Source organism: Klebsiella huaxiensis, from assembly GCF_003261575.2.
Lineage (GTDB): Bacteria > Pseudomonadota > Gammaproteobacteria > Enterobacterales > Enterobacteriaceae > Klebsiella > Klebsiella huaxiensis.
The window spans coordinates 3454699-3475444 of sequence record NZ_CP036175.1; the positions used below are offsets into that span (position 1 = coordinate 3454699).

The window sequence follows — 20746 nt, forward strand, 5'->3', positions numbered from 1 at the left end:
CACATGACCCAGCGCGCGCTGTTACTGGTCGATTTACAGAACGATTTTTGCGCCGGCGGTGCGCTTGCCGTCCCGCAGGGCGATAGTACGGTGGACATCGCCAATCGGCTTATTGAATGGAGTCTGGCACGGGGAGAAACGGTAGTTGCCAGCCAGGACTGGCACCCGGCGAATCATGGCAGCTTTGCCAGCCAGCATCAGGTTGAGCCCTATACGCAGGGTGAACTTGACGGCCTCGCGCAAACCTTCTGGCCGGATCACTGCATCCAGAATAGCGAAGGCGCGGCGCTGCATCCGCTGCTTAAACAGCAGGATATTGCTGCCGTGTTCCATAAAGGCGAAAACCCGGTTATTGATAGCTATAGCGCCTTTTTTGATAACGGTCATCGGCAGAAAACGCAGCTTGACGCGTGGTTACGCGAGCGCGGGATTGACGAGCTAACCGTACTTGGCCTGGCGACCGACTACTGCGTGAAGTTTACCGTGCTTGATGCGCTGAATCTGGGCTATTCCGTCAACGTGATTACCGACGGCTGTCGCGGGGTAAATATTCAGCCACAGGACAGCGCACACGCGTTTATGGAAATGTCGGCGGCGGGCGCGACGCTGTATACGCTGGCAGACTGGGAAGAAACTCAGGCGTAAAATCTGTCGGTGTCAGACCTCAATATTGACACCGTGCGATCTTTCTCCCGGGGGCAGCGCAAAGGGCCTTGCCCGGGCTACCAGTCCGCGCGGTTTGGTAGCCCAGACAGATGCGCAGCATCGCCTCCGGGACACCGGCAAAGCATCATCCAAGGCTCGAAATCTCCTCCAGCGACACTTTGCGCGTTTCGATGCCAAAGCAAAACAGAATCAGCGCGCAGAGCACCAGCATCACGCCGAGAACGATAAAGACCGTAATCGAGCCATAGCGGGTCAGCAATACGGCCACACCATAGGGAGTAAATACCGCGACGATCCTCCCCACCGCGTTAACAAAGCCCGAACCACGTAATCTGAGATGCGTAGGCCACAGCTCCGGCACATACACCGCAGAGGCAAAACAGACGTACATATACAGGAAAAAGATCATCACCAGGCCATAGCTTAAAATGGCCCACTCTTCGGTTTGAATCGAATAGAAATAACCGAGCAGCGCAATAATAATCAACAGCGATGAGCCAAATAATCGCCGCGGAAAACGGTCAATAATCAGCGCGGCGATAAATATTCCTACCGGTGCGCCAATCATAATAATCGCGGTCATAAAAATAGATTTCGTCACATCGATCCCCGAGTTAACAAAAATCGTCGGGATCCACACCGTAATGGTATAGAGCGAAATGTTCATCGCGATCAGCACGGTAATCGCCACCAGCGTCCGTTGCAGCATCTGCCCTTTAAACAATAGCCAGAAGGAACCGCTTTCCGGGTACTCGTCCGCCTTCAGTTCGCTATTCTGGAAAGCTGGCAAGACAATACTCTTCTCTTTCTCGATTTGCGCTTCCACTTCCAGGAGGTGTTTTTCCGCGGCGCTTCGCTGCCCCTTACCCGCCAGCCAGCGGGGTGATTCAATGAAATATTTCCCCGACAGATACCAGGCCAGCAGCATTGCCACTCCGCCGAGCAAGAACATCATCCGCCAGCTTAAAAAAGCAATAACCACGACGCCAATTGCCGCTGATAGCATTGGCGACCAGTTACCAACAAACGACAGTCGTGCGGACCATTTGCCGCGAACGGTAGGCGGAATAAATTCGGTAAATGAGGCGTAACCAACCATGATTAGCGCCCCCATCCCGGTCCCCATTAAGCAGCGGAAAAAGATGAGCCAGTACATGTTAGGAACAAAGGAGGCCGCGCTTGCGGAGATCCCAACAATCAGCAAGTTCATGCGAAACGCTTTGCGCCGTCCAAGATAATCGCCAATAAAACCGCCGGTCAGCGAGCCGATAAAATAGCCGAACATCAGCGCCGAGGTAAATGCGGCATTAAGATAATTATTTGACCAGCCGTTGCTGACTAATTTTGCCAGCACCACGTTCCCGGAATAGCTAAGAAAACCGGTGACTAATAAACTGAAACTAATAATGCCGAAAATACGAAAATGAAATCGAGATAAGGGTAAACGATCTAATCTTGCGCCGATAGGGTCACAATGTTCCATCTGGATGCCTCAAATTCAGCTAAAATATAAAGTATGGCGATCGCGGCAGAGTAAAACTTGCCGCGCCATCCATCATCATTAATTTTTTGGCATTGCCAGGTGCAAACTAAATAATATTGATACGAACAGCATTAAAGTTAATAAACGAGTTGAATATTATTTTCTTTACAAAATGCTATCCATTCCGCACCTGGCGCCTTATTGGTTATAAGGTAATTAATATGACTAAAATCGACTAACTGGACAAAAGCTTTACGATCGAATTTAGAGTGATCGACCAACAGGGCCACTTCTGTCGCCTGACGGATCATCGTCTTCTTGATTTCCGCCTCCGCTTCATTAGAGTCAAGCGCCCCGCTCTGCATGTCCAGGCCTTTGCAGCTCATCACCATGATATCAACATGATAGCGGCTGATAATCTCTTTGGTGATCCGCCCCTGTAACGATAGTGTGTTCTTATTCAGCTCACCGCCGGTAGAAACTACTTTAATTTCCGACTGCGCCAGTTCATGAAATGCCTCCGCCGAGTTGGTTAATAACGTGAGGTCGTTTCTTTCCTTGAGCAGCTTTAATAATTCCATGGCGGTACTGCTGGAATCAGCAGCCATAGTGGTTTTATTTTTAATAAACGGTAATGCATTGTGAGCAATAATCTGTTTTTCTTCAAAGAAAGACTTTGCGCGCTTATAAAAATGAATATTGTCGGACAACGCAGTAGTATTTAATACTGCCCCGCCATACGTTCGGGTCAAAAAACCTTCATCTTCGAGCTTTTCCAGATCGCGGCGAATGGTTTCCTCAGTCACCTGAAAAATTGAGCTTAAATTAGAGACCACCACTTTCTTATCATTAGCCACCATTTGCTTAATGGCCTGAATTCTGTCTTTTGCCGCCACGATGACACCTCTGTTTCCTGCAAAGTAATAATAAGACCTTAGTATCTCACAGGCTATGTTTATTTTCAAAAGAACATGTCTGAATCACAGATTTCAATACTCTTTTACACAGAAACAGAGGTTAGTAACATCACTCTTATTTCGTATCCAACGCCTCTGCCATTCGCCTCATCAATAATGAATCATCATCGGTTAACGAGATCGTCAGGGCTTCGACGTTTTCACGTACTTGCTCAGGTGCCGTCGCCCCGCTTAACAAGGTGATTAAATCACTCTGCTTTAAAATCCACGCCAGCGCCAGCGCCGGGATCGAGCAGCGATATTTATCACACAGCGGCTGCCAGCGTTCGAGCATCTCAATCACGAGCAGCATATTTTCTCGCTGGAACCAGACTTTGTTGGCCCGCGCACCGCCAGGGACATAATCCCGCGTGATGGTTCCGGTCAACAGCCCCTGCTCAAGCGGTGAGTAGACCTGCACGATGATGCCATTCTGCTGGCAAAGCGGCAGCAGTTCAGCTTCCAGCGCCCGATCAAGGATGCTGTACTTGGCCTGAATGATATCCAGCTCGCCGTGCTTGAGATACTCCTTGATATGCCCGGCATCGACATTCGCCGCGCCAATAGAGCGAATTTTCCCCTCTTTCTTGAGCGCGTTAAGCGTATCCATGGTTTCCGCAATGGGCGTAAAGCAAGGCTCTACCGACTGCCAGTGGGTCATATAAATATCAATGCTGTCGATACCGAGTCGTTGCAGGCTGGCGTCTACCTCTTCGCGAATCGACTCAGGCGTAAGGTTTTTATACAGCTGGCGGTCGCCCACTTTGTTAAACAAGCTACCTTCCCGCTCCCAGACAATGCCGCATTTGGTTTCAACCACGATCTCGCTGCGAGGCAGCTTTTTCAGCGCCTGACCAACAATGACTTCGCTGTTACCGAAGTTGTAGCCCGGCGCGGTATCAATCAGATTAATGCCGCAACGGTGCGCTTCAAGAATGGTGTCGATACAAACCTGCAAATCAAGATCGCCATTCCATGCCGGACCGCCGCCGATGGCCCAGGTGCCCAGCCCCATGCGGGAGAGCGTAATATCCGTACTGCCTAAAGGAATCATTTTCATCTGCCGCTATTACCCTTCATATTCGTCGAGAAGTTGTTCAACCAGCTTTCTATTTTTCACGCCCGTTGTGGCACCCACGCTAAGTACCGATATCGCCGCCGTCGCGTTGGCAAACAGCGCGCAGTCGCGAAGCGGTTTGCCTTCAAGCAGCGCGGAGATAAACCCCGAGGCGAAATTATCTCCCGCGCCGATGGTGTCGATGGCGGTAATTCCCGACACCGCAGGGACCTCCATTTTCATATCAGCACGCTTGATAAAGCAGCCTCTCTTACCGGTCTTAATGACTACCGTTTTCACACCGCAACTCAGGAAACTGTCGGCTATTTCATCCAGCGTCTCTTTCCCGGTGAGCAGTTTTGCCTCTTCAAAATTGGGAAACAGATAATCCACATAGCTCAGCGCCTCACGGATATCTTCCAGCGTTTCATTCAGTCGCGGTTTAATCATATCGGCGCAGATAATGAGCTTATGCGCTTTCGCCTGAGTGAAAATAGCCGATAGCGCTTTGCCATCCAGCAAGGGACTATTAAAGATGCTTGCCAACGACAGCAGCTTTGCCTGCGAGAAACGGTCAAAATCAATATCGTTAATATTCAGTTTCCACAGGCTGCCGTTGCGGTTGGTAACAAAGGTACGTTCACCATCAGCTGTGACTAAACCCACGTTAATGGAAGTATCAATATCCGCATCCTGTTTCAGGCTCTGAATATCAATATTCTCCCGACGGCAGTGGTTAATAATAAAATGCCCCGCAGCATCATCACCTACCCGGCTTATTAACGCGGTACGATGACCGAGACGAGAAATAATCGTCGCTTCATTAATCGCATCTCCCCCGGTGGTCATAGCAATACGTTCTAACGGATAAGAATCTACATCAAAGATATTTTTACTCACCGGCTGCAAGGGAATATCAACAATAGCCGCCCCTATACAAATAACCTCGATCTTATCCATATTGTCATTCCGCTTTACCGTCTGAACCAAATAATTTGATTTTCTCCAGCGCGCGCTCTTTTACGGCTTTACGTACTTCACGCTCGACGTGCAGGAACGGCTGATCCTGATTCTCCTGCACTGCAACCATCGCGGCCTGACACAATTCAGTATGGATATTGATTTTCGAAATACCTAATGAGATGGCTTTCTTAATATCCGCATCGCTAATACCGGAGGCACCATGCAGCACCAGCGGAACGGATACCGCCTCGCGCACGCGTTTAACCACGTCAAAGTTCAGTTTCGGTTCGGAGGTGTAGACGCCGTGCTGGTTACCAATCGCTACCGCCAGAGAATCACACCCGGTACGCTCGACAAATTCAGCCGCCTGGCTTGGGTCAGTGTAGTGATAACCGGCCAGCGCCTCTTCGTAGACCGTTTCATTCCCCACATGGCCCAGTTCTGCTTCGACCGGAATACCCAGCGGGTGGAAGAAATCGACCGCCTCTTTGGTCAGACGAATATTTTCTTCGAAATCAAAAGCGGAAGCATCACGCATCAGCGAGTTCATGCCGTGGGCCCAGGCGTTATGGATGATCTCCATACTGCGTCCGTGATCCCAGTGGGTAATTACCGGTACCGAGGCCTTTTTCGCCATAGAAACCATCATATGCGAAAAATCTTCAAACGAGGTATTGCCGACAAACCCGGTGCCGAACGAGATAATTACCGGCGATTTCGACTCTTCCGCCGCATCAATCACCCCCATTAACATTTCCGCATTCCACACATTAAAGTGGGCAATCGCATAATGTTTATTCTGGGCATCATTTTCCCAATATTTAATATCTGCTAGCATGGTTATTTCTCCCTTTCCAATTAATTAATGATTAACTTTAATAACGCCTTTAATAATGTCGCGTTTGTTATTAACGGATTCATCAAACGCGCGCTGAACATCTTCATAATCGTAAATATGGGTCACCATCGACTTGACATCGAAACGACCGGAGGAGATAGCCTCAATGGTGACCGGGTAGCGGTTGGCGTAGCGGAAAACGGTTTGAATCGAGACTTCACGGTTAATTTTGAGGAAATTAATCGCCGAGTCACCGGGCACCGTACCGACAATCATGATTTTGCCGCCGCGCATCACCAGATAAGGGGCCTGCTTAACGGTGATGGCTGAACCGGCGGTTTCAAAAACAATGTCGGCCCCCATATCACCAGAGAATTGCTGGCAGCGGGCAACAGTGTCCTCTTTTGCTCCGTTGATGACGGTCGTTGCACCAAGCTGTTCGGCTATTGCGAGGCGTTTTTCCAGGACATCAACCACAGCGATGTCGGTTGCGCCCATGCACTTACAGGCTTGTAGAGTCATTAAGCCGATACAGCCGGCCCCCAGAATGACGATTTTCTTGCCCGGTTTAACATCCGCCAGCATCGCAGCATGCATCCCTACCGCCGCAGGCTCTACCAGCGCGCCTTCCATGGTGTCCATATTATCGGGCAGTTTGTAGGTAAAGCTCTCCGGGTGACACAGATAGTGGGTTAGCGCGCCGCGATAATTTGGCTGGGTAGCCATAAAATCGACATCCGGGCAGATGTTGTATTTACCTTCCAGACAATAACGACAGTGGCCGCACGGCACGCCGGGTTCAATGTTCACCCGGTCGCCCGGTTTAAATTTACTGACGCGATTTCCTACCGCCACCACCGTACCGGCACATTCATGTCCGAGGCCAATTTCCTGGTTGGGGTCTTTTGGCGGAATAAAAGGACCCGATTCGAAACCGTGAACATCTGAGCCGCAAATACCGACGTATTCAATTTTAATCAGCACTTCATGCTCTTTCGGTACCGGCATATCGGCGATGATAATCTTCATCGTGCCGGGCGTTTTTAATATCGCTTTTGAATTTTGCATTTTCTTTCCCATCAATATTATTTGCTGGTGGCTGCATCAATACCGAGACTTTCGACAGAGACGCCTTTGGTTTCAATTCCGATAGTAGCAATGGCAATGGCGACAATAATGGAGACCGCCCCGAGCAGTACAAACACCCCCGTCACGCCGTAACTATTAAGCAATACTGCAACCGCGTAAGGCGCAGCAATACCGCTGATACGCCCCACCGCATTTGCCAGTCCGGAGCCACGCAGTTTCGCTTCGGTTGGCCATATTTCCGGTACATACACCGCCGAGGCGTAGCAAACGTACATATACACAAAGGTAATCAGGAAGAAGCCAATTAACGTAATCAGCAGCATGCTGGTTTGTAGCGAGTAGATATATCCCAGCACGGCGATTAAAACTAATAAGCCCACCCCCATGGTCTTTCTGGGAATTTTATCCATCACCAGCATGGCGATAAATATTCCAAACGGCGCACCGAACATACTCATGGTATTTAACACAATGGAATCTTTCAGGTTAATACCCTGGGTCATAAATATCGTCGGCAGCCAGTTAATTAAAGTGTACTGCACGACGTTCATGGCAATCAGAACAAAGGAACCTAAAATAACGCGCTTGAGTAATACGCCGGTTAATAAAGCCGAATACGGAACAGAGCGCGGTGCCTTGCCGTCATCCTCTATCACCACTGGCGGTAGTGGTTTACCGGTCTGCTGAACCACGCCCTCTTCTATTGCCCGCATCACTTTTTCGGCTTCCACGTAACGTCCACGAGACTCCAGCCAGCGAGGCGACTCGGGGAACCAGCGCCAGGCAATGGCGGTGGCAATCAGCGACAGCACCGCCGGGATCAGCAGTTGCACGCGCCAGTTCCATTCAGCACTGATGAACGGCGTCAGTCCCATCGCAATCAGCGAGCACAGCGGATAAGACCAGTTACCGATAAACGAGACCCTACTGGACCAGGTACCGCGATTTCTGCCAGGCATATATTCGGTGAACCCGGCAAATAAGGTTACCAGCAGCGCACCTAATCCCACTCCCATCACAAAACGGCAGGCAATCAGGAAGGTCATATTTGGCGAAAACGCCCCCACAACCATGGCGATAATATGAATCGCTTCATACAGAATAAAGGCATTTTTGCGTCCGGTTTTATCCCCGATAATTCCCCCGGCAAGCGCGCCGAGAAACATTCCCGCCGTGGTAATGGCGGAAAACGTAGCGGTGGTGGAATTATCGGTCCAGCCAAGTTCTTTTAACTGCGCGAGAATTAACCCGCCGACGGCATTACTCCAGCAGACCAGTAATCCAAAGGCGACCATGGCAAACATCGACGAATGCCAGCGGCAGTCAGGCAGCCTGTCCAGCCTCGCGCCGCAGTGCGGTTTTGCTATTTGTTCCATCCGGGAACCTTCCTTTAATAAATGGGGTTATTCATCAAAGTCGTAGGTCATAATGACCTTAATCGCGGTTTTATCGACCATGGCGTCAAACCCTTCGCGCCATTGCGACAAGCCGATACGGTGAGTAATCATCGGTTTAACTTTGATCGCGCCGCTGGCCAGCAGGCGGATGGCGTTGCGCCACGACGTGGAGTCGTAGGCCATATGCCCGATAATGCTTTTATTCCATGCGGTGATATCGTTGATGGAGAAATCAAGAGGTTTAAAGCCCATGCCCACGCGAACCACTTCACCATTCGGGCGCAGCATTTCGATTGATTGTTTAAGGGCGATATTGGCGCCGGAGCATTCGATGACCAGCCCCAGATTGTCTTTACCGCAGATTTCCTGGCAGCGCGCGACCACATCTTCGGTGGAACCGTTGACAACCGCTGTCGCCCCCAGCTCTTTGGCGATCGGGAAGCGTACGGCAACATCCTCTTCCAGCCCGACCATTACGATATTTACGGCCCCCATAATGCGCGCCATCTGGACCGAAAAGAGGCCCAATGGACCGGTACCAAAGACCACAACATCCTGGCCGGGAAGGAATTTAGATTGCTGAGCGATAGATTTGTAGGCGTTACAGATAGGATCCAGCACCGCCGCTTCTTCATAATCAACGCCCTGCGGAATTTCCCACAGCGCGTGACGGTGAATTTTGAGGATTTCCCCCGGCACCAGACAATATTTCGAGAACCCTCCGCCCCAAGTGTTGTTGTCGAGACCTAAGTTCACTTTTTCTGTACAACACAGAAAATCGCCTTGTTCGCAGGCCGGGCAAACGCCGCAGACGTGTCCGCTGTTGTCAGAAACCACCCGCTGGCCAACTTTCCAGTCCTTGACCTTTTCCCCGACCCGCACAATGTTGCCCGCAAATTCATGGCCACGAACGGAGTTGAACTGGTCGGAACCGCTGTCGACATTGTAATGCTTCATGTCCGCGCCGCAGATGGCCGCCGCTTTGATTTCAATCACCACGTCATCCGGCCCGCATACCGGTTCCGGAACCTCAATCATCTTATAGCCACCAAAGGCCTTGCCAAATCTTGCCAGTGCTTTCATTGCGTCTTCCTTTGTGTTTAGTTTGCATCAGTGGCACCAATACTTAACCACAACATCTTCAAGGTCAACATTAAATCTTTAAAACACAGATAATGATCTGCATTTCACAACTCAGATCACAAATACCGCGAAATGGGTGTTACATGAAGGTGGAGGATTGGAAGAAAGAAAAATCGACAGGCGTGCCGCTGCGCTTATCAGTACAGCCGTGAACACCTTCGCAGTTTTGTACTGTGGATGATGCTAGCCTGCGAAGGTTGTTTTTTCGCCACGCCATTTCCGTGGCGTGTTTGTTTTTAATATTTTTATACCCCAAATAATTCGAGTTGCTTAAAGGCGGCAAGGGAGTGAGTCCCCAGGAGCATAGATAACTATGTGACTGGGGTGAACGAGAGTAGCCAACACATAAGCAACTTGAAGTATGACGGGTATAGTCAAAGAGGATCAGATATGAAACTTTTGCCTTTGTTGGCAGCATTACCCCTGCTCTGCGCGAGCGTTGTTTCCGCTAACTCACTGATGTCCGTCGGCTACTTTAACGGCGGTGGTGACGTCACTGCCGGTCCTGGCGGCGATATCGATAAACTGGACGTGCGCCAGATTACCCATCTCAACTACTCATTTGGTCTGGTCTATAACGACGAAAAAGACGAAACCAATGACGCTCTGAAAGACACCAGCAAGCTGCATCAAATCTGGCTATCACCGAAAGTGCAGGCTGATTTGCAGAAAATTCCCACATTGCGTAAACAGAATCCGAATCTGAAAGTTCTGCTTTCCGTTGGCGGCTGGGGAGCTCGCGGATTCTCTGGCGCGGCGGCAACCAAAGAAACCCGTGAGGTATTTATTCAGTCGGCACAGGAGATTGTTGAAAAATATGGTCTGGATGGGATTGATCTTGATTGGGAGTACCCGGTCAACGGTGCATGGGGGCTGGTCGCCAGTCAACCGGCCGATCGGGATAACTTTACTGCCCTGCTGAAAGAGCTACGGGCGACCTTTGGGCATAACAAGCTGGTCACCATTGCCGTGGGCGCAAACGCGGAGAGCCCAAAAAGCTGGGTGGATGTGAAAGCGATTGCCCCGTCGCTTGATTACATCAACCTGATGACTTACGACATGGCGTACGGCACCCAGTACTTCAACTCCAACCTGTATGACTCGACGCAGTGGCCGACAGTCGCAGAAGCGGATAAGTACAGCGCGGATTTTGTGGTCAATAACTACATTGCCGCTGGTTTAAAACCGAGCCAGATGAATCTGGGGATTGGTTTCTATGGCCGGGTACCAAAACGCGCCGTCGAGCCGGGCATTGACTGGAGCAAACCTGATGCACAGAAAAATCCGGCGACGCAACCTTACTTCGAAGCACAGCAAGTTGAGCTGTTCAAGTCGTTAGGCTTTGATCTGACCAAAGATACCTATGTGAAATACAACGACATTGTGGCGAAGCTAATCAACGATCCGCAGAAGCGTTTTACTCAGCACTGGGATGATGAAGCGAAGGTGCCGTGGTTGTCGGTGCAGTCGGCTGACGGTAAAGCGCTTTTTGCCCTCTCCTACGAGAACCCACGCTCGGTGGCTATCAAAGCGGAGTACATCAAGAGCAAGGGCCTGGGAGGCGCGATGTTCTGGGAGTACGGCGCGGACGATCAAAACCAGTTAGCGAAACAGCTGGCAGAGACGTTAGGGCTCAAGCACTGATCGACTCTGTGCCATGCCAGGCACAATAGGTTATGATTAGCACCATCCACTGCGCCAGACATTGGCGCAGTTTTTCATTTTCTACAGGAGGCATGGGGTCTTATGGCTTTTATCCCCAAAAACTACGCCCGTCTTGAAGTTGGTTATCGCGAAAAGGCGCTGAAAATCTTCCCCTGGGTCTGCGGACGCTGCTCCCGCGAGTTTGTCTATTCAAACCTGCGTGAGTTGACGGTGCATCATATCGACCACGATCACTCCAATAACCCGGAAGATGGTAGCAACTGGGAGATGCTGTGCCTGTATTGCCACGACCATGAACATTCCAAATACACTGAAGCCGATCAGTACGGATCAACGGTGGTGGCGGGCGAAGATGCTCAGAAAGACATCGGCGAAGCAAAATACAACCCATTTGCCGATCTGAAAGCAATGATGAATAAGAAGTAACACCAGGCGCTCATTACGCTTCAGCGCCCGGCGTTCAACAGCCGGGCCAGAGCTATCAGGATTTAAACGTCGCAATAGGTTGCGGCGTGATGCCGAAGTCAACTTTCAGCTGCTGTTTGCTCTTCATCACCATCTGTCCATTGGTGTCGATGGTCATATGCTGCGCCTCAACGTTGTGTCGGGCCTGCCAGAGCATAACTAGCTGCAGGCTGTTCTCTTTCTGTTCCGCAGTCAATGCTACGCCATCCGGCCATTTCCCCAGCTCCACCGCCGTCGCCAGACGCTGATAAACTTCCGGCGTCATGCTATCGATAATTTGTTCAATTTCCATCTTCCGCCAGCCCCGCTTTGGAATAATTTGCTGAATCGGTTTTTCAACCTTTAATTTGCTCACCATTTTCATCATTGGTGAAGCTTAAAGACGCCGAATTAACACAAAAACGCTCGCCGGTGGGTTGCGGACCGTCCGGGAACACATGTCCAAGATGAGCATCGCATTTTCCGCAGCGAATTTCCGTGCGCTGCATACCGTGGGAGTAGTCCGTTAGATAACGGATCGCTTCCTCGCTGACTGGCTCATAAAAACTCGGCCAACCACAGCCCGAATCATACTTGGTTTGCGAGTTAAACAGCGCTGCATCGCACACCAGGCAGTGATAGACGCCATCGCGTTTGTTGTGGAGTAGCCGCCCGGTGAACGGCGGTTCAGTACCGTGATTCTGCGTCACGTAAAACTGCATCTCGCTCAAATCTTTTTTGAGCTCGTCCGAGGAGGGTTTATTCGACATTGGCTTGCTTCTCGCTGTGTAAAGGACAACTTTTCGCGTCAATTCTAACAAAATATTAACAATGAAGCGTGAACTTTTGTTCTAAACTTAGGCGATGCCAAGAGGCAGCTACGCAATTGTGATTAAGATCACATTTTTATCTTTAATGCCCTTTAAAATTCCGGGCGCAGCCCCCATATGGAATTGGGCTCAAAGGGAAAGTGGGGTAAATCAATCGCGCAAAGGTATGCTGAGGATTGATTTGTCGCAATGATTGACACGATTCCGCTTGACGCTGCGTAAGGTTTTTGTAATTTTACAGGCAACCTTTTATTCACTAACAAATAGCTGGTGGAATATATGACTATCAAAGTAGGTATCAACGGTTTTGGCCGTATCGGTCGCATTGTTTTCCGTGCTGCTCAGGAACGTTCTGACATCGAGATCGTTGCAATCAACGACCTGTTAGACGCTGACTACATGGCATACATGCTGAAGTATGACTCCACTCACGGCCGTTTCAACGGTACCGTTGAAGTGAAAGACGGTCATCTGATCGTTAACGGTAAAAAAATCCGTGTTACCGCTGAGCGTGATCCGGCTAACCTGAAGTGGAACGAAGCAGGCGTTGACGTAGTTGCTGAAGCAACTGGTCTGTTCCTGACTGACGAGACTGCTCGTAAACACATCACTGCTGGCGCGAAAAAAGTCGTTCTGACTGGCCCGTCCAAAGACAACACTCCGATGTTTGTTAAAGGCGCTAACTTTGACAAATACGAAGGCCAGGACATCGTTTCTAACGCATCCTGCACCACCAACTGCCTGGCTCCGCTGGCTAAAGTTATCAACGACAACTTCGGTATCATCGAAGGTCTGATGACTACCGTTCACGCGACCACCGCAACTCAGAAAACCGTTGATGGCCCGTCTCACAAAGACTGGCGTGGCGGTCGTGGCGCAGCTCAAAACATCATCCCGTCCTCTACCGGTGCTGCTAAAGCTGTAGGTAAAGTACTGCCAGAACTGAATGGCAAACTGACCGGTATGGCGTTCCGCGTTCCGACTCCTAACGTATCTGTTGTTGACCTGACCGTTCGTCTGGAAAAAGCTGCTTCTTATGAAGAAATTAAGAAAGCAATCAAAGCTGCTTCCGAAGGCGCAATGAAAGGCGTTCTGGGCTACACCGAAGATGACGTTGTATCTACCGATTTCAACGGCGAAGTTTGCACTTCAGTATTCGATGCTAAAGCAGGTATCGCTCTGAACGACAACTTTGTGAAACTGGTTTCCTGGTACGACAACGAAACGGGTTACTCCAACAAGGTTCTGGACCTGATTGCTCACATCTCCAAATAAGTTGAGATGAATAAGTAATCTGTAAGAGCGACTTCGGTCGCTCTTTTTTTTATCTGAGCATTAAAGGATTGCGTAATGATTAATAAAATTTTTGCTCTCCCGGTTATCGAACAACTTACCCCTGTCCTCTCCCGCCGCCAGCTTGATGACCTGGAGTTAATCGTTGTTGACCATCCACAGGTTAAAGCTTCTGTTGCTTTTCAGGGCGCTCACCTGCTCTCCTGGAAACCCGCAGGTGAAGAGGAAGTTCTGTGGCTCAGCGGTAACACACCGTTCAAAAAAGGCGTTGCCCTGCGCGGCGGCGTGCCGATTTGCTGGCCATGGTTTGGTCCTGCGGCTCAGCAGGGTCTGCCATCACACGGCTTCGCCCGTAATCTGCCGTGGACGCTGAAAGCACATAAAGAAGACGACAACGGCGCGGTGCTGACCTTTGAACTGCAAAGCAGCGATGCGACTCGCCAGTACTGGCCGCACGAGTTCACGCTACTAGCCCGTTTCAAACTGGGTAAAACCTGTGAGATTGAGCTGGAAGCACACGGCGAATTTGAAACCACTTCCGCCCTGCACACCTACTTCAACGTTGGTGATATCGCCGCGGTGAAAGTGAGCGGCCTTGGCGATCGTTACGTTGATAAAGTCAATAATGCCGAAGAGGGTGTATTAAGCGACGGCGTACAGACTTTCCCTGACCGTACCGACCGCGTTTATCTGAATGCGGATGCCTGCAGCGTGATTCATGACGACGCGTTGAACCGCAACATCGACGTTATCCATCACCATAACAGCAACGTGGTAGGCTGGAACCCAGGACCGGCACTTTCTGTCAGCATGGGCGATATGCCTGACGATGGTTATAAAACCTTCGTTTGTGTAGAAAGCTGCTGCGCGATCGAGCCACAGAAGGCCAGCGAAGAGAAACCTTCGCGCCTGGCGCAAACCATTCGCGTAGTAAAACGCTAAAAGCCAGAACTGATTGTGTTCGTCATTGTGCCGGGCGGCGGCTCATGCCTTACCCGGCCTACGATACTTAAGCCCCGCTGAGTTTTAGACCATATCCAGCGGCGTTTTTCTTCCCGGTGCCGGATAGGCTTTATCCAAAAGCGCCAGCTCCTCAGCACTGAGCACAATTTCCAGCGCCGCAGCATTTTGCTCTACGTGCTCAATGCTTGCGGCTTTCGGAATAGCCAGCACGCCCTGATGGCTAACCACCCACGCCAGCAGCACTTGTGCGGCGGTGACGCCTCGGGCTTCAGCGATATTTTTCACAACGGTATGATTTAAAAGTCCATTACGCAGGCGTCCAGCCTGAGCCAGCGGACAATATGCCATCACCGGCAATTGCTGCTGCTGACACCACGGCAGCAGGTCATACTCAATACCGCGGGAAGCCAGGTGATAGAGCACCTGATTGGTCGCGCATTGATCGCCACCGTCCGCCTGCCAGAGCTGCTGCATATCATCGTAATCGAGATTCGACACACCCCAACGGCGAATTTTACCCTGCGCAACCAGCGCTTCCATACCCTCAATCGTCTCCTGCAATGAGTAATCACCACGCCAATGCAGCAAATAAAGATCAAGATAGTCGGTATTCAGGCGGCGCAGGCTGGCTTCGCAGGCGCTGGCTATTTTGCGTCCACCAGCATTCCACGGATAGACTTTGGAGACCAGCACCACACGTTCGCGCTGCCCGCGAATGGCTTCACTCACTACCTCTTCCGCACCGCCATCAGCATACATTTCCGCCGTGTCGATAACCGTCAGCCCCAGATCAATGCCCGCACGTAGTGCAGCAACCTCCTGAGCGTGCAGCGCCTGGTTTTCGCCCATATACCAGGTTCCCTGCCCGATGACAGGAACCGCCGGATGCCCGCCAAAACTGATTGTCCTTTCTGCCATTGATACCTCCTGTTATTTGATTGCACCACCGTAATGCAAAACAGGGCATCACGCCCTGTTTTGATGCACGAATTGCCTTGTAAAGAAGCACAATCAGAAGGAGTAAGTGATCCCGGTAGAAATCACACCGCTCCAGGATTTGTCCACCATTGGGCTATCGGTGATTTCATCGGACAGACGCGTATAGCGGGCAACACCGTATACGCTCCAGTCGCCGAGGAAACGATAGTTTGCCGACAGCTCCAGGTACGGATTCCAGCTGCTGTCCGGATCGTAGCTGCGCATGCCGCTGCGATTCGACTCATGCTTCGAAACACCATAGTAGTACTCATTCTGGTTATCGCTGTTCCACTCCACACCAATACCCGGTGTAAGCGTCAGGTTACCGTTGGTATAGCGATACAGCCAGGCCAGATCCCACACAATACCGTTGCTGTTATCCAGCGTGTCGCCTGCAAGCGTAGTGCGCAGGAAACCGTACTGCGTATTGTGAACGTACGAAAGCCCTGCCATCACCGTGGATTTACGCTTATCCAGGCGACGCATTTGCTGGCTGTCGCTATCGCCCGGCTTAAAATACATCGGCGACCAGTATGCGGTCACGGAGAGCTTATCGTTGGTGTCATTCCACAGGTAGTAACCACCACCTAAACCGCGAAACCAAAAGTTATCGCTCTCATAATTAATAACGGGCACCGGGTAAACATCAGCATCGTACTGCTTGTAAGGATGTTCGACGACACCCACACCCGCACCCAAAGTGAACTTCCCTTCAGCGTGTACGACGGATGCTGAAGTCGCAATCAACACACCAAGTGCCAGAAGTTTGATTTTAGTCACGATCCATATTCCTGTTGTCAAATAATCAGCGCAGGCAGTTTAACGTTGTAAACGTCATGCCTCAAATTCTTTACCTGTCATTACACTAAACTAATTAATTTCTCATCTTCAGATGACTGCAGGCTGACAACAAAATGACAGCGTGATGACTCCCGTTGACAAGACGTGAGTAAAGCCGTCGTTTTTCTTGATGAGTTATTGATATGTCATTGAAATTGATTTTCTGTGCCATGCAAGTTTTCCAAATGCATCTACGCTTTAATTTAGAAGAAGTAATTGCGGGGCACGTTATCCAGAGACTTCGCCAACCTGGCATAAGGGTTGCTGGAGAATCAGTGAACGTTGTGCGGCTTACCTCTTCCGGGAGCTCCCACTATTCATATGAACGGCTCTCAACCTGTGCTAAATACGAAAGGACGGCATGCCATGAATATATTCGATCACTATCGCCAGCGTTATGAAGCTGCCAAGGACGAAGAGTTCACACTGCAGGAGTTTCTTACCATCTGTCGGCAAGATCGCAGTGCTTATGCTAACGCAGCAGAAAGATTGCTGATGGCCATCGGTGAGCCGGTCATGGTCGATACGGCCCTGGAACCCAGGCTATCCCGTCTCTTTTCAAACCGGGTTGTCGCACGCTATCCGGCGTTTGAAGAGTTTTACGGTATGGAAGATGCCATCGAGCAGATTGTTTCTTACTTAAAACACGCCGCTCAGGGGCTGGAAGAGAAGAAACAAATTCTGTATCTGCTGGGACCCGTGGGCGGCGGCAAATCATCGCTTGCCGAACGCCTGAAGTCCTTAATGCAGCGCGTCCCGATTTACGTTCTGAGCGCCAACGGGGAGCGCAGCCCGGTTAATGATCACCCGCTGTGCCTTTTTAATCCGCAGGAAGATGCGCAGATTCTTGAGAAAGAGTACGGCGTGCCTACCCGCTATCTGGGGACTATCATGTCGCCATGGGCGGCCAAACGTCTGCATGATTTCGGCGGCGATATCACTAAATTCCGCGTGGTCAAAGTCTGGCCATCTATACTGGAACAGATTGCCATCGCCAAAACCGAGCCGGGTGACGAGAACAACCAGGATATCTCCGCGCTGGTGGGTAAAGTGGACATCCGTAAGCTGGAACACTACGCGCAGAATGACCCGGATGCCTACGGCTATTCCGGCGCCCTGTGCCGTGCCAACCAAGGGTTGATGGAGTTTGTGGAGATGTTCAAAGCGCCAATTAAGGTGCTACATCCGCTGCTGACCGCCACTCAGGAAGGTAACTATAACGGCACCGAAGGGATTTCAGCCCTGCCGTTCAACGGGATTATCCTTGCCCACTCCAACGAATCGGAATGGGTTACCTTCCGTAATAACAAAAACAATGAGGCTTTCCTCGACCGTGTGTATATCGTCAAGGTACCTTATTGCTTGCGCATCTCGGAAGAGATCCGTATCTACGAAAAACTGCTTAACAACAGTGAACTGACCCATGCGCCTTGCGCCCCAGGCACCCTGGAAACGCTATCGCGCTTCTCAATTCTGTCGCGCCTGAAAGATCCGGAAAACTCGAGCATTTACTCAAAAATGCGCGTTTATGATGGCGAGAGCCTGAAAGATACCGATCCGAAAGCGAAATCCTACCAGGAGTATCGCGATTATGCCGGTGTCGACGAAGGGATGAACGGCCTGTCCACCCGCTTCGCCTTTAAGATCCTTTCGCGGGTATTCAACTTCGACCACGCGGAGGTCGCAGCTAACCCGGTACATCTGTTCTACGTCCTGGAACAGCAAATCGAGCGCGAACAGTTCCCGCAGGAGCAATCCGAGCGTTACCTGGAGTTCCTCAAAGGCTATCTGATCCCGAAATATGCTGAGTTTATCGGTAAAGAGATCCAGACTGCCTACCTTGAATCCTATTCTGAGTATGGGCAGAACATTTTTGACCGTTATGTCACCTACGCCGACTTCTGGATTCAGGATCAGGAGTATCGCGACCCGGATACCGGTCAGTTGTTTGACCGCGAGTCGCTGAATGCGGAACTGGAAAAAATCGAGAAACCGGCCGGGATCAGTAATCCGAAAGACTTCCGTAACGAGATAGTCAACTTTGTGCTGCGCGCCAGAGCACATAACAGCGGGCGTAATCCAAACTGGACCAGCTACGAAAAACTGCGCACGGTTATTGAGAAGAAAATGTTCTCCAATACCGAAGAGCTGTTGCCGGTCATTTCCTTCAACGCGAAAACGTCAACTGATGAGCAGAAGAAACACGATGATTTTGTCGACCGCATGATGGAGAAAGGTTATACCCGCAAGCAAGTTCGTCTGCTGTGCGAATGGTATCTGCGGGTCCGTAAATCATCCTGATAGACCAGCCCGGCAGGCGATAACTGCCGGGCTAATAATAACTGCGCGGACTCCGTTAACTCGGGTTGCAGGAAAAGATAGTACTGAAGCCCGAATAATTAAGGGCATTACCCTAAATAATTCAAGTTTCAGGACAAAACGATTAAGCGTTTTGAACAGCGCTTGCGTTGGCCCCGAAGGGGTGAGGCCGGAGGCCGAATCACGCGGCAAGGGAGTGAATCACCGGGAGCTTACTAAAGTAAGTGACCGGTGTGAGCGAGTGCAGCCAACGCACATGCAACTTGAAGTATGACGGGTATCGTTGGCAAATGCAGTACAGGAGGGCATATGACCTGGTTCATAGACCGACGCCTGAACGGGAAAAACAAAAGCGCAGTCAACAGGCAGCGCTTTCTGCGCCGTTATAAAGCGCAGATAAAACAGTCGATCTCCGAGGCCATCAATAAGCGCTCGGTGACTGATATTCAGAGCGGAGAGTCCGTCTCCATCCCAACGGACGATATTAACGAACCGATGTTTCATCAGGGTCGCGGCGGGCTGCGCAATCGCGTGCACCCGGGTAACGATCACTTTGTACAAAACGACCGCATCGAACGTCCGCAGGGCGGCGGTGGCGGTGGTGGCAGCGGTCAGGGACAAGCCAGCGCCGACGGCGAAGGACAAGATGAATTTGTCTTTCAGATTTCGAAAGATGAATATCTGGATCTGTTATTTGAAGATCTGGCCCTGCCAAACCTGAAAAAAAATCAGCAACGGCAGCTGACGGAGTTTAAGAGCCACCGTGCAGGTTATACCGCCAACGGGGTACCGGCCAACATCAGCGTCGTTCGCTCGCTGCAAAACTCGCTGGCGCGGCGTACTGCAATGACAGCGGGTAAGCGTCGGCAACTGCACGCGCTGGAAGAAGATCTGGATATCATCAGCAAAAGCGAACCGGCACAGCTGCTGGAAGAGGAACGCCTGCGTAAAGAGATTGCCGAGCTGCGGGCGAAAATCGACCGCGTACCGTTTATCGACACTTTTGACCTGCGCTACAAGAACTATGAAAAGCGACCAGAGCCTTCAAGCCAGGCGGTGATGTTCTGCCTGATGGACGTCTCCGGATCGATGGATCAGGCAACCAAGGATATGGCCAAGCGCTTTTACATCCTGCTGTATCTGTTTCTCAGCCGGACCTATAAAAACGTGGATGTCGTTTATATACGCCACCATACGCAAGCTAAAGAGGTCGATGAACACGAATTCTTTTATTCGCAGGAAACCGGCGGCACGATTGTCTCCAGCGCCCTGAAATTGATGGATGAAGTGGTCAAGGAGCGTTACGACCCGGGGCAGTGGAATATCTACGCCGCACAAGCATCGGATGGTGATAACTGGGCTGATGACTCGCCGTTATGTCACGAATTGCTGGCGAAGAAAATTCTACCTGTAGTGCGTTACTACAGCTATATCGAGATAACCCGACGCGCGCATCAGACGCTGTGGCGCGAATATGAGCACCTGCAGTCAACGTTCGAAAACTTTGCCATGCAGCATATTCGCGATCCTGAAGATATCTATCCGGTGTTCCGCGAACTGTTCCACAAGCAGACTTCCAAAAGTGACACTTAGTTAAATAAAATCAGCCAGTTAGATAAACTTTCTGGCTGATTTCTCCATCTTTTGAGTATGTTTTATTTTCTTAGTTAATCAATGATATTCATTTCATTTTGGGGAAGCATTCTCCCTTTTAAAGCATAAAATTTGCTCACATCAAATAGGACTTTCATCCTGCCTTATATCGTTGAATGAGGTGCGGCTATCAATTTTCATGACAGCCGCAAAAAACTTCTAACTTACA

19 protein-coding genes are annotated in these 20746 nt (G+C 50.6%); 7 read left to right on the forward strand and 12 right to left on the reverse strand.

What is annotated here, in order from left to right; all coding sequences use genetic code 11:
* The first annotated feature begins 3 nt into the window (after window positions 1-3).
* Window positions 4-645 carry a bifunctional nicotinamidase/pyrazinamidase gene (pncA, locus tag DA718_RS16615; RefSeq protein WP_112217045.1) on the forward strand — a complete coding sequence of 214 codons (642 nt, stop codon included), beginning with the start codon at window positions 4-6 and terminating at the stop codon, window positions 643-645.
* A 145-nt stretch (window positions 646-790) separates the two neighbouring features.
* On the opposite strand, the gene DA718_RS16620 is transcribed toward pncA, so the two are convergent.
* From DA718_RS16620 to DA718_RS16655, 8 genes are all read right to left on the reverse strand, one after another.
* The gene (locus DA718_RS16620; protein ID WP_112217046.1) at window positions 791-2149 is read right to left on the reverse strand and encodes an MFS transporter; all 1359 of its coding nucleotides are present in this window, start codon (window positions 2147-2149) and stop codon (window positions 791-793) included.
* Between the two features lie 137 nt (window positions 2150-2286).
* Complete coding sequence (locus DA718_RS16625) at window positions 2287-3045, reverse strand: DeoR/GlpR family DNA-binding transcription regulator (RefSeq protein ID WP_112217047.1); 759 nt, start codon at window positions 3043-3045, stop codon at window positions 2287-2289.
* A gap of 136 nt (window positions 3046-3181) precedes the next feature.
* Entirely contained in the window at window positions 3182-4165 is a 984-nt protein-coding gene (gene ydjG / locus DA718_RS16630; RefSeq protein ID WP_112217048.1) for an NADH-dependent methylglyoxal reductase, read from the reverse strand.
* Window positions 4166-4174: 9 nt separating this feature from the next.
* Window positions 4175-5122 carry a carbohydrate kinase family protein gene (locus tag DA718_RS16635; RefSeq protein ID WP_112217049.1) on the reverse strand — a complete coding sequence of 316 codons (948 nt, stop codon included), beginning with the start codon at window positions 5120-5122 and terminating at the stop codon, window positions 4175-4177.
* 4 nt (window positions 5123-5126) lie between these two features.
* The gene (locus tag DA718_RS16640) at window positions 5127-5963 is read right to left on the reverse strand and encodes a ketose-bisphosphate aldolase (protein WP_112217050.1); all 837 of its coding nucleotides are present in this window, start codon (window positions 5961-5963) and stop codon (window positions 5127-5129) included.
* Between the two features lie 24 nt (window positions 5964-5987).
* Entirely contained in the window at window positions 5988-7031 is a 1044-nt protein-coding gene (locus DA718_RS16645) for an NAD(P)-dependent alcohol dehydrogenase (protein WP_112217051.1), read from the reverse strand.
* 17 nt (window positions 7032-7048) lie between these two features.
* Window positions 7049-8428, reverse strand: a complete 1380-nt coding sequence (locus DA718_RS16650; protein ID WP_112217052.1) for an MFS transporter — start codon at window positions 8426-8428, stop codon at window positions 7049-7051.
* Window positions 8429-8455: 27 nt separating this feature from the next.
* Window positions 8456-9532 carry a zinc-binding dehydrogenase gene (locus DA718_RS16655; protein ID WP_112217053.1) on the reverse strand — a complete coding sequence of 359 codons (1077 nt, stop codon included), beginning with the start codon at window positions 9530-9532 and terminating at the stop codon, window positions 8456-8458.
* A gap of 450 nt (window positions 9533-9982) precedes the next feature.
* Here DA718_RS16655 and chiD point away from each other — a divergent pair, with 450 nt between their 5' ends.
* Window positions 9983-11236 carry a chitinase ChiD gene (chiD, locus tag DA718_RS16660; protein WP_112217054.1) on the forward strand — a complete coding sequence of 418 codons (1254 nt, stop codon included), beginning with the start codon at window positions 9983-9985 and terminating at the stop codon, window positions 11234-11236.
* A gap of 102 nt (window positions 11237-11338) precedes the next feature.
* Window positions 11339-11683, forward strand: a complete 345-nt coding sequence (gene yajD, locus DA718_RS16665) for an HNH nuclease YajD (RefSeq protein WP_112217055.1) — start codon at window positions 11339-11341, stop codon at window positions 11681-11683.
* A 55-nt stretch (window positions 11684-11738) separates the two neighbouring features.
* Here yajD and DA718_RS16670 read toward each other — a convergent pair whose 3' ends face one another.
* Together DA718_RS16670 and msrB are read right to left on the reverse strand one after the other, a co-directional pair.
* The gene (locus tag DA718_RS16670; RefSeq protein WP_112217063.1) at window positions 11739-12014 is read right to left on the reverse strand and encodes a YeaC family protein; all 276 of its coding nucleotides are present in this window, start codon (window positions 12012-12014) and stop codon (window positions 11739-11741) included.
* A gap of 43 nt (window positions 12015-12057) precedes the next feature.
* On the reverse strand, window positions 12058-12471 hold the full coding sequence (gene msrB / locus DA718_RS16675) for a peptide-methionine (R)-S-oxide reductase MsrB (RefSeq protein WP_112217056.1): 414 nt from the start codon (window positions 12469-12471) through the stop codon (window positions 12058-12060).
* Window positions 12472-12810: 339 nt separating this feature from the next.
* On the opposite strand from msrB, the gene gapA reads away from it, so the two are divergent.
* Together gapA and DA718_RS16685 are read left to right on the forward strand one after the other, a co-directional pair.
* The gene (gapA, locus tag DA718_RS16680) at window positions 12811-13806 is read left to right on the forward strand and encodes a glyceraldehyde-3-phosphate dehydrogenase (protein WP_004860805.1); all 996 of its coding nucleotides are present in this window, start codon (window positions 12811-12813) and stop codon (window positions 13804-13806) included.
* Between the two features lie 75 nt (window positions 13807-13881).
* Window positions 13882-14766, forward strand: coding sequence for a D-hexose-6-phosphate mutarotase (locus DA718_RS16685; RefSeq protein WP_112217057.1), 885 nt, complete (start codon window positions 13882-13884; stop codon window positions 14764-14766).
* An 84-nt stretch (window positions 14767-14850) separates the two neighbouring features.
* Here the strand turns inward: DA718_RS16685 and DA718_RS16690 are convergent, their stop codons facing one another.
* A complete protein-coding gene (locus DA718_RS16690) occupies window positions 14851-15705 on the reverse strand; it encodes an aldo/keto reductase (protein ID WP_112217058.1) in 855 nt (284 codons plus the stop codon).
* Between the two features lie 93 nt (window positions 15706-15798).
* A complete protein-coding gene (locus DA718_RS16695; protein WP_110273588.1) occupies window positions 15799-16545 on the reverse strand; it encodes a MipA/OmpV family protein in 747 nt (248 codons plus the stop codon).
* A 426-nt stretch (window positions 16546-16971) separates the two neighbouring features.
* Here DA718_RS16695 and yeaG point away from each other — a divergent pair, with 426 nt between their 5' ends.
* Both yeaG and DA718_RS16710 read left to right on the forward strand, forming a co-directional pair.
* The gene (gene yeaG / locus DA718_RS16700) at window positions 16972-18906 is read left to right on the forward strand and encodes a protein kinase YeaG (protein ID WP_112217059.1); all 1935 of its coding nucleotides are present in this window, start codon (window positions 16972-16974) and stop codon (window positions 18904-18906) included.
* A gap of 327 nt (window positions 18907-19233) precedes the next feature.
* Window positions 19234-20517, forward strand: a complete 1284-nt coding sequence (locus tag DA718_RS16710) for a YeaH/YhbH family protein (RefSeq protein ID WP_112217061.1) — start codon at window positions 19234-19236, stop codon at window positions 20515-20517.
* The last annotated feature ends 229 nt before the right edge of the window (window positions 20518-20746 follow it).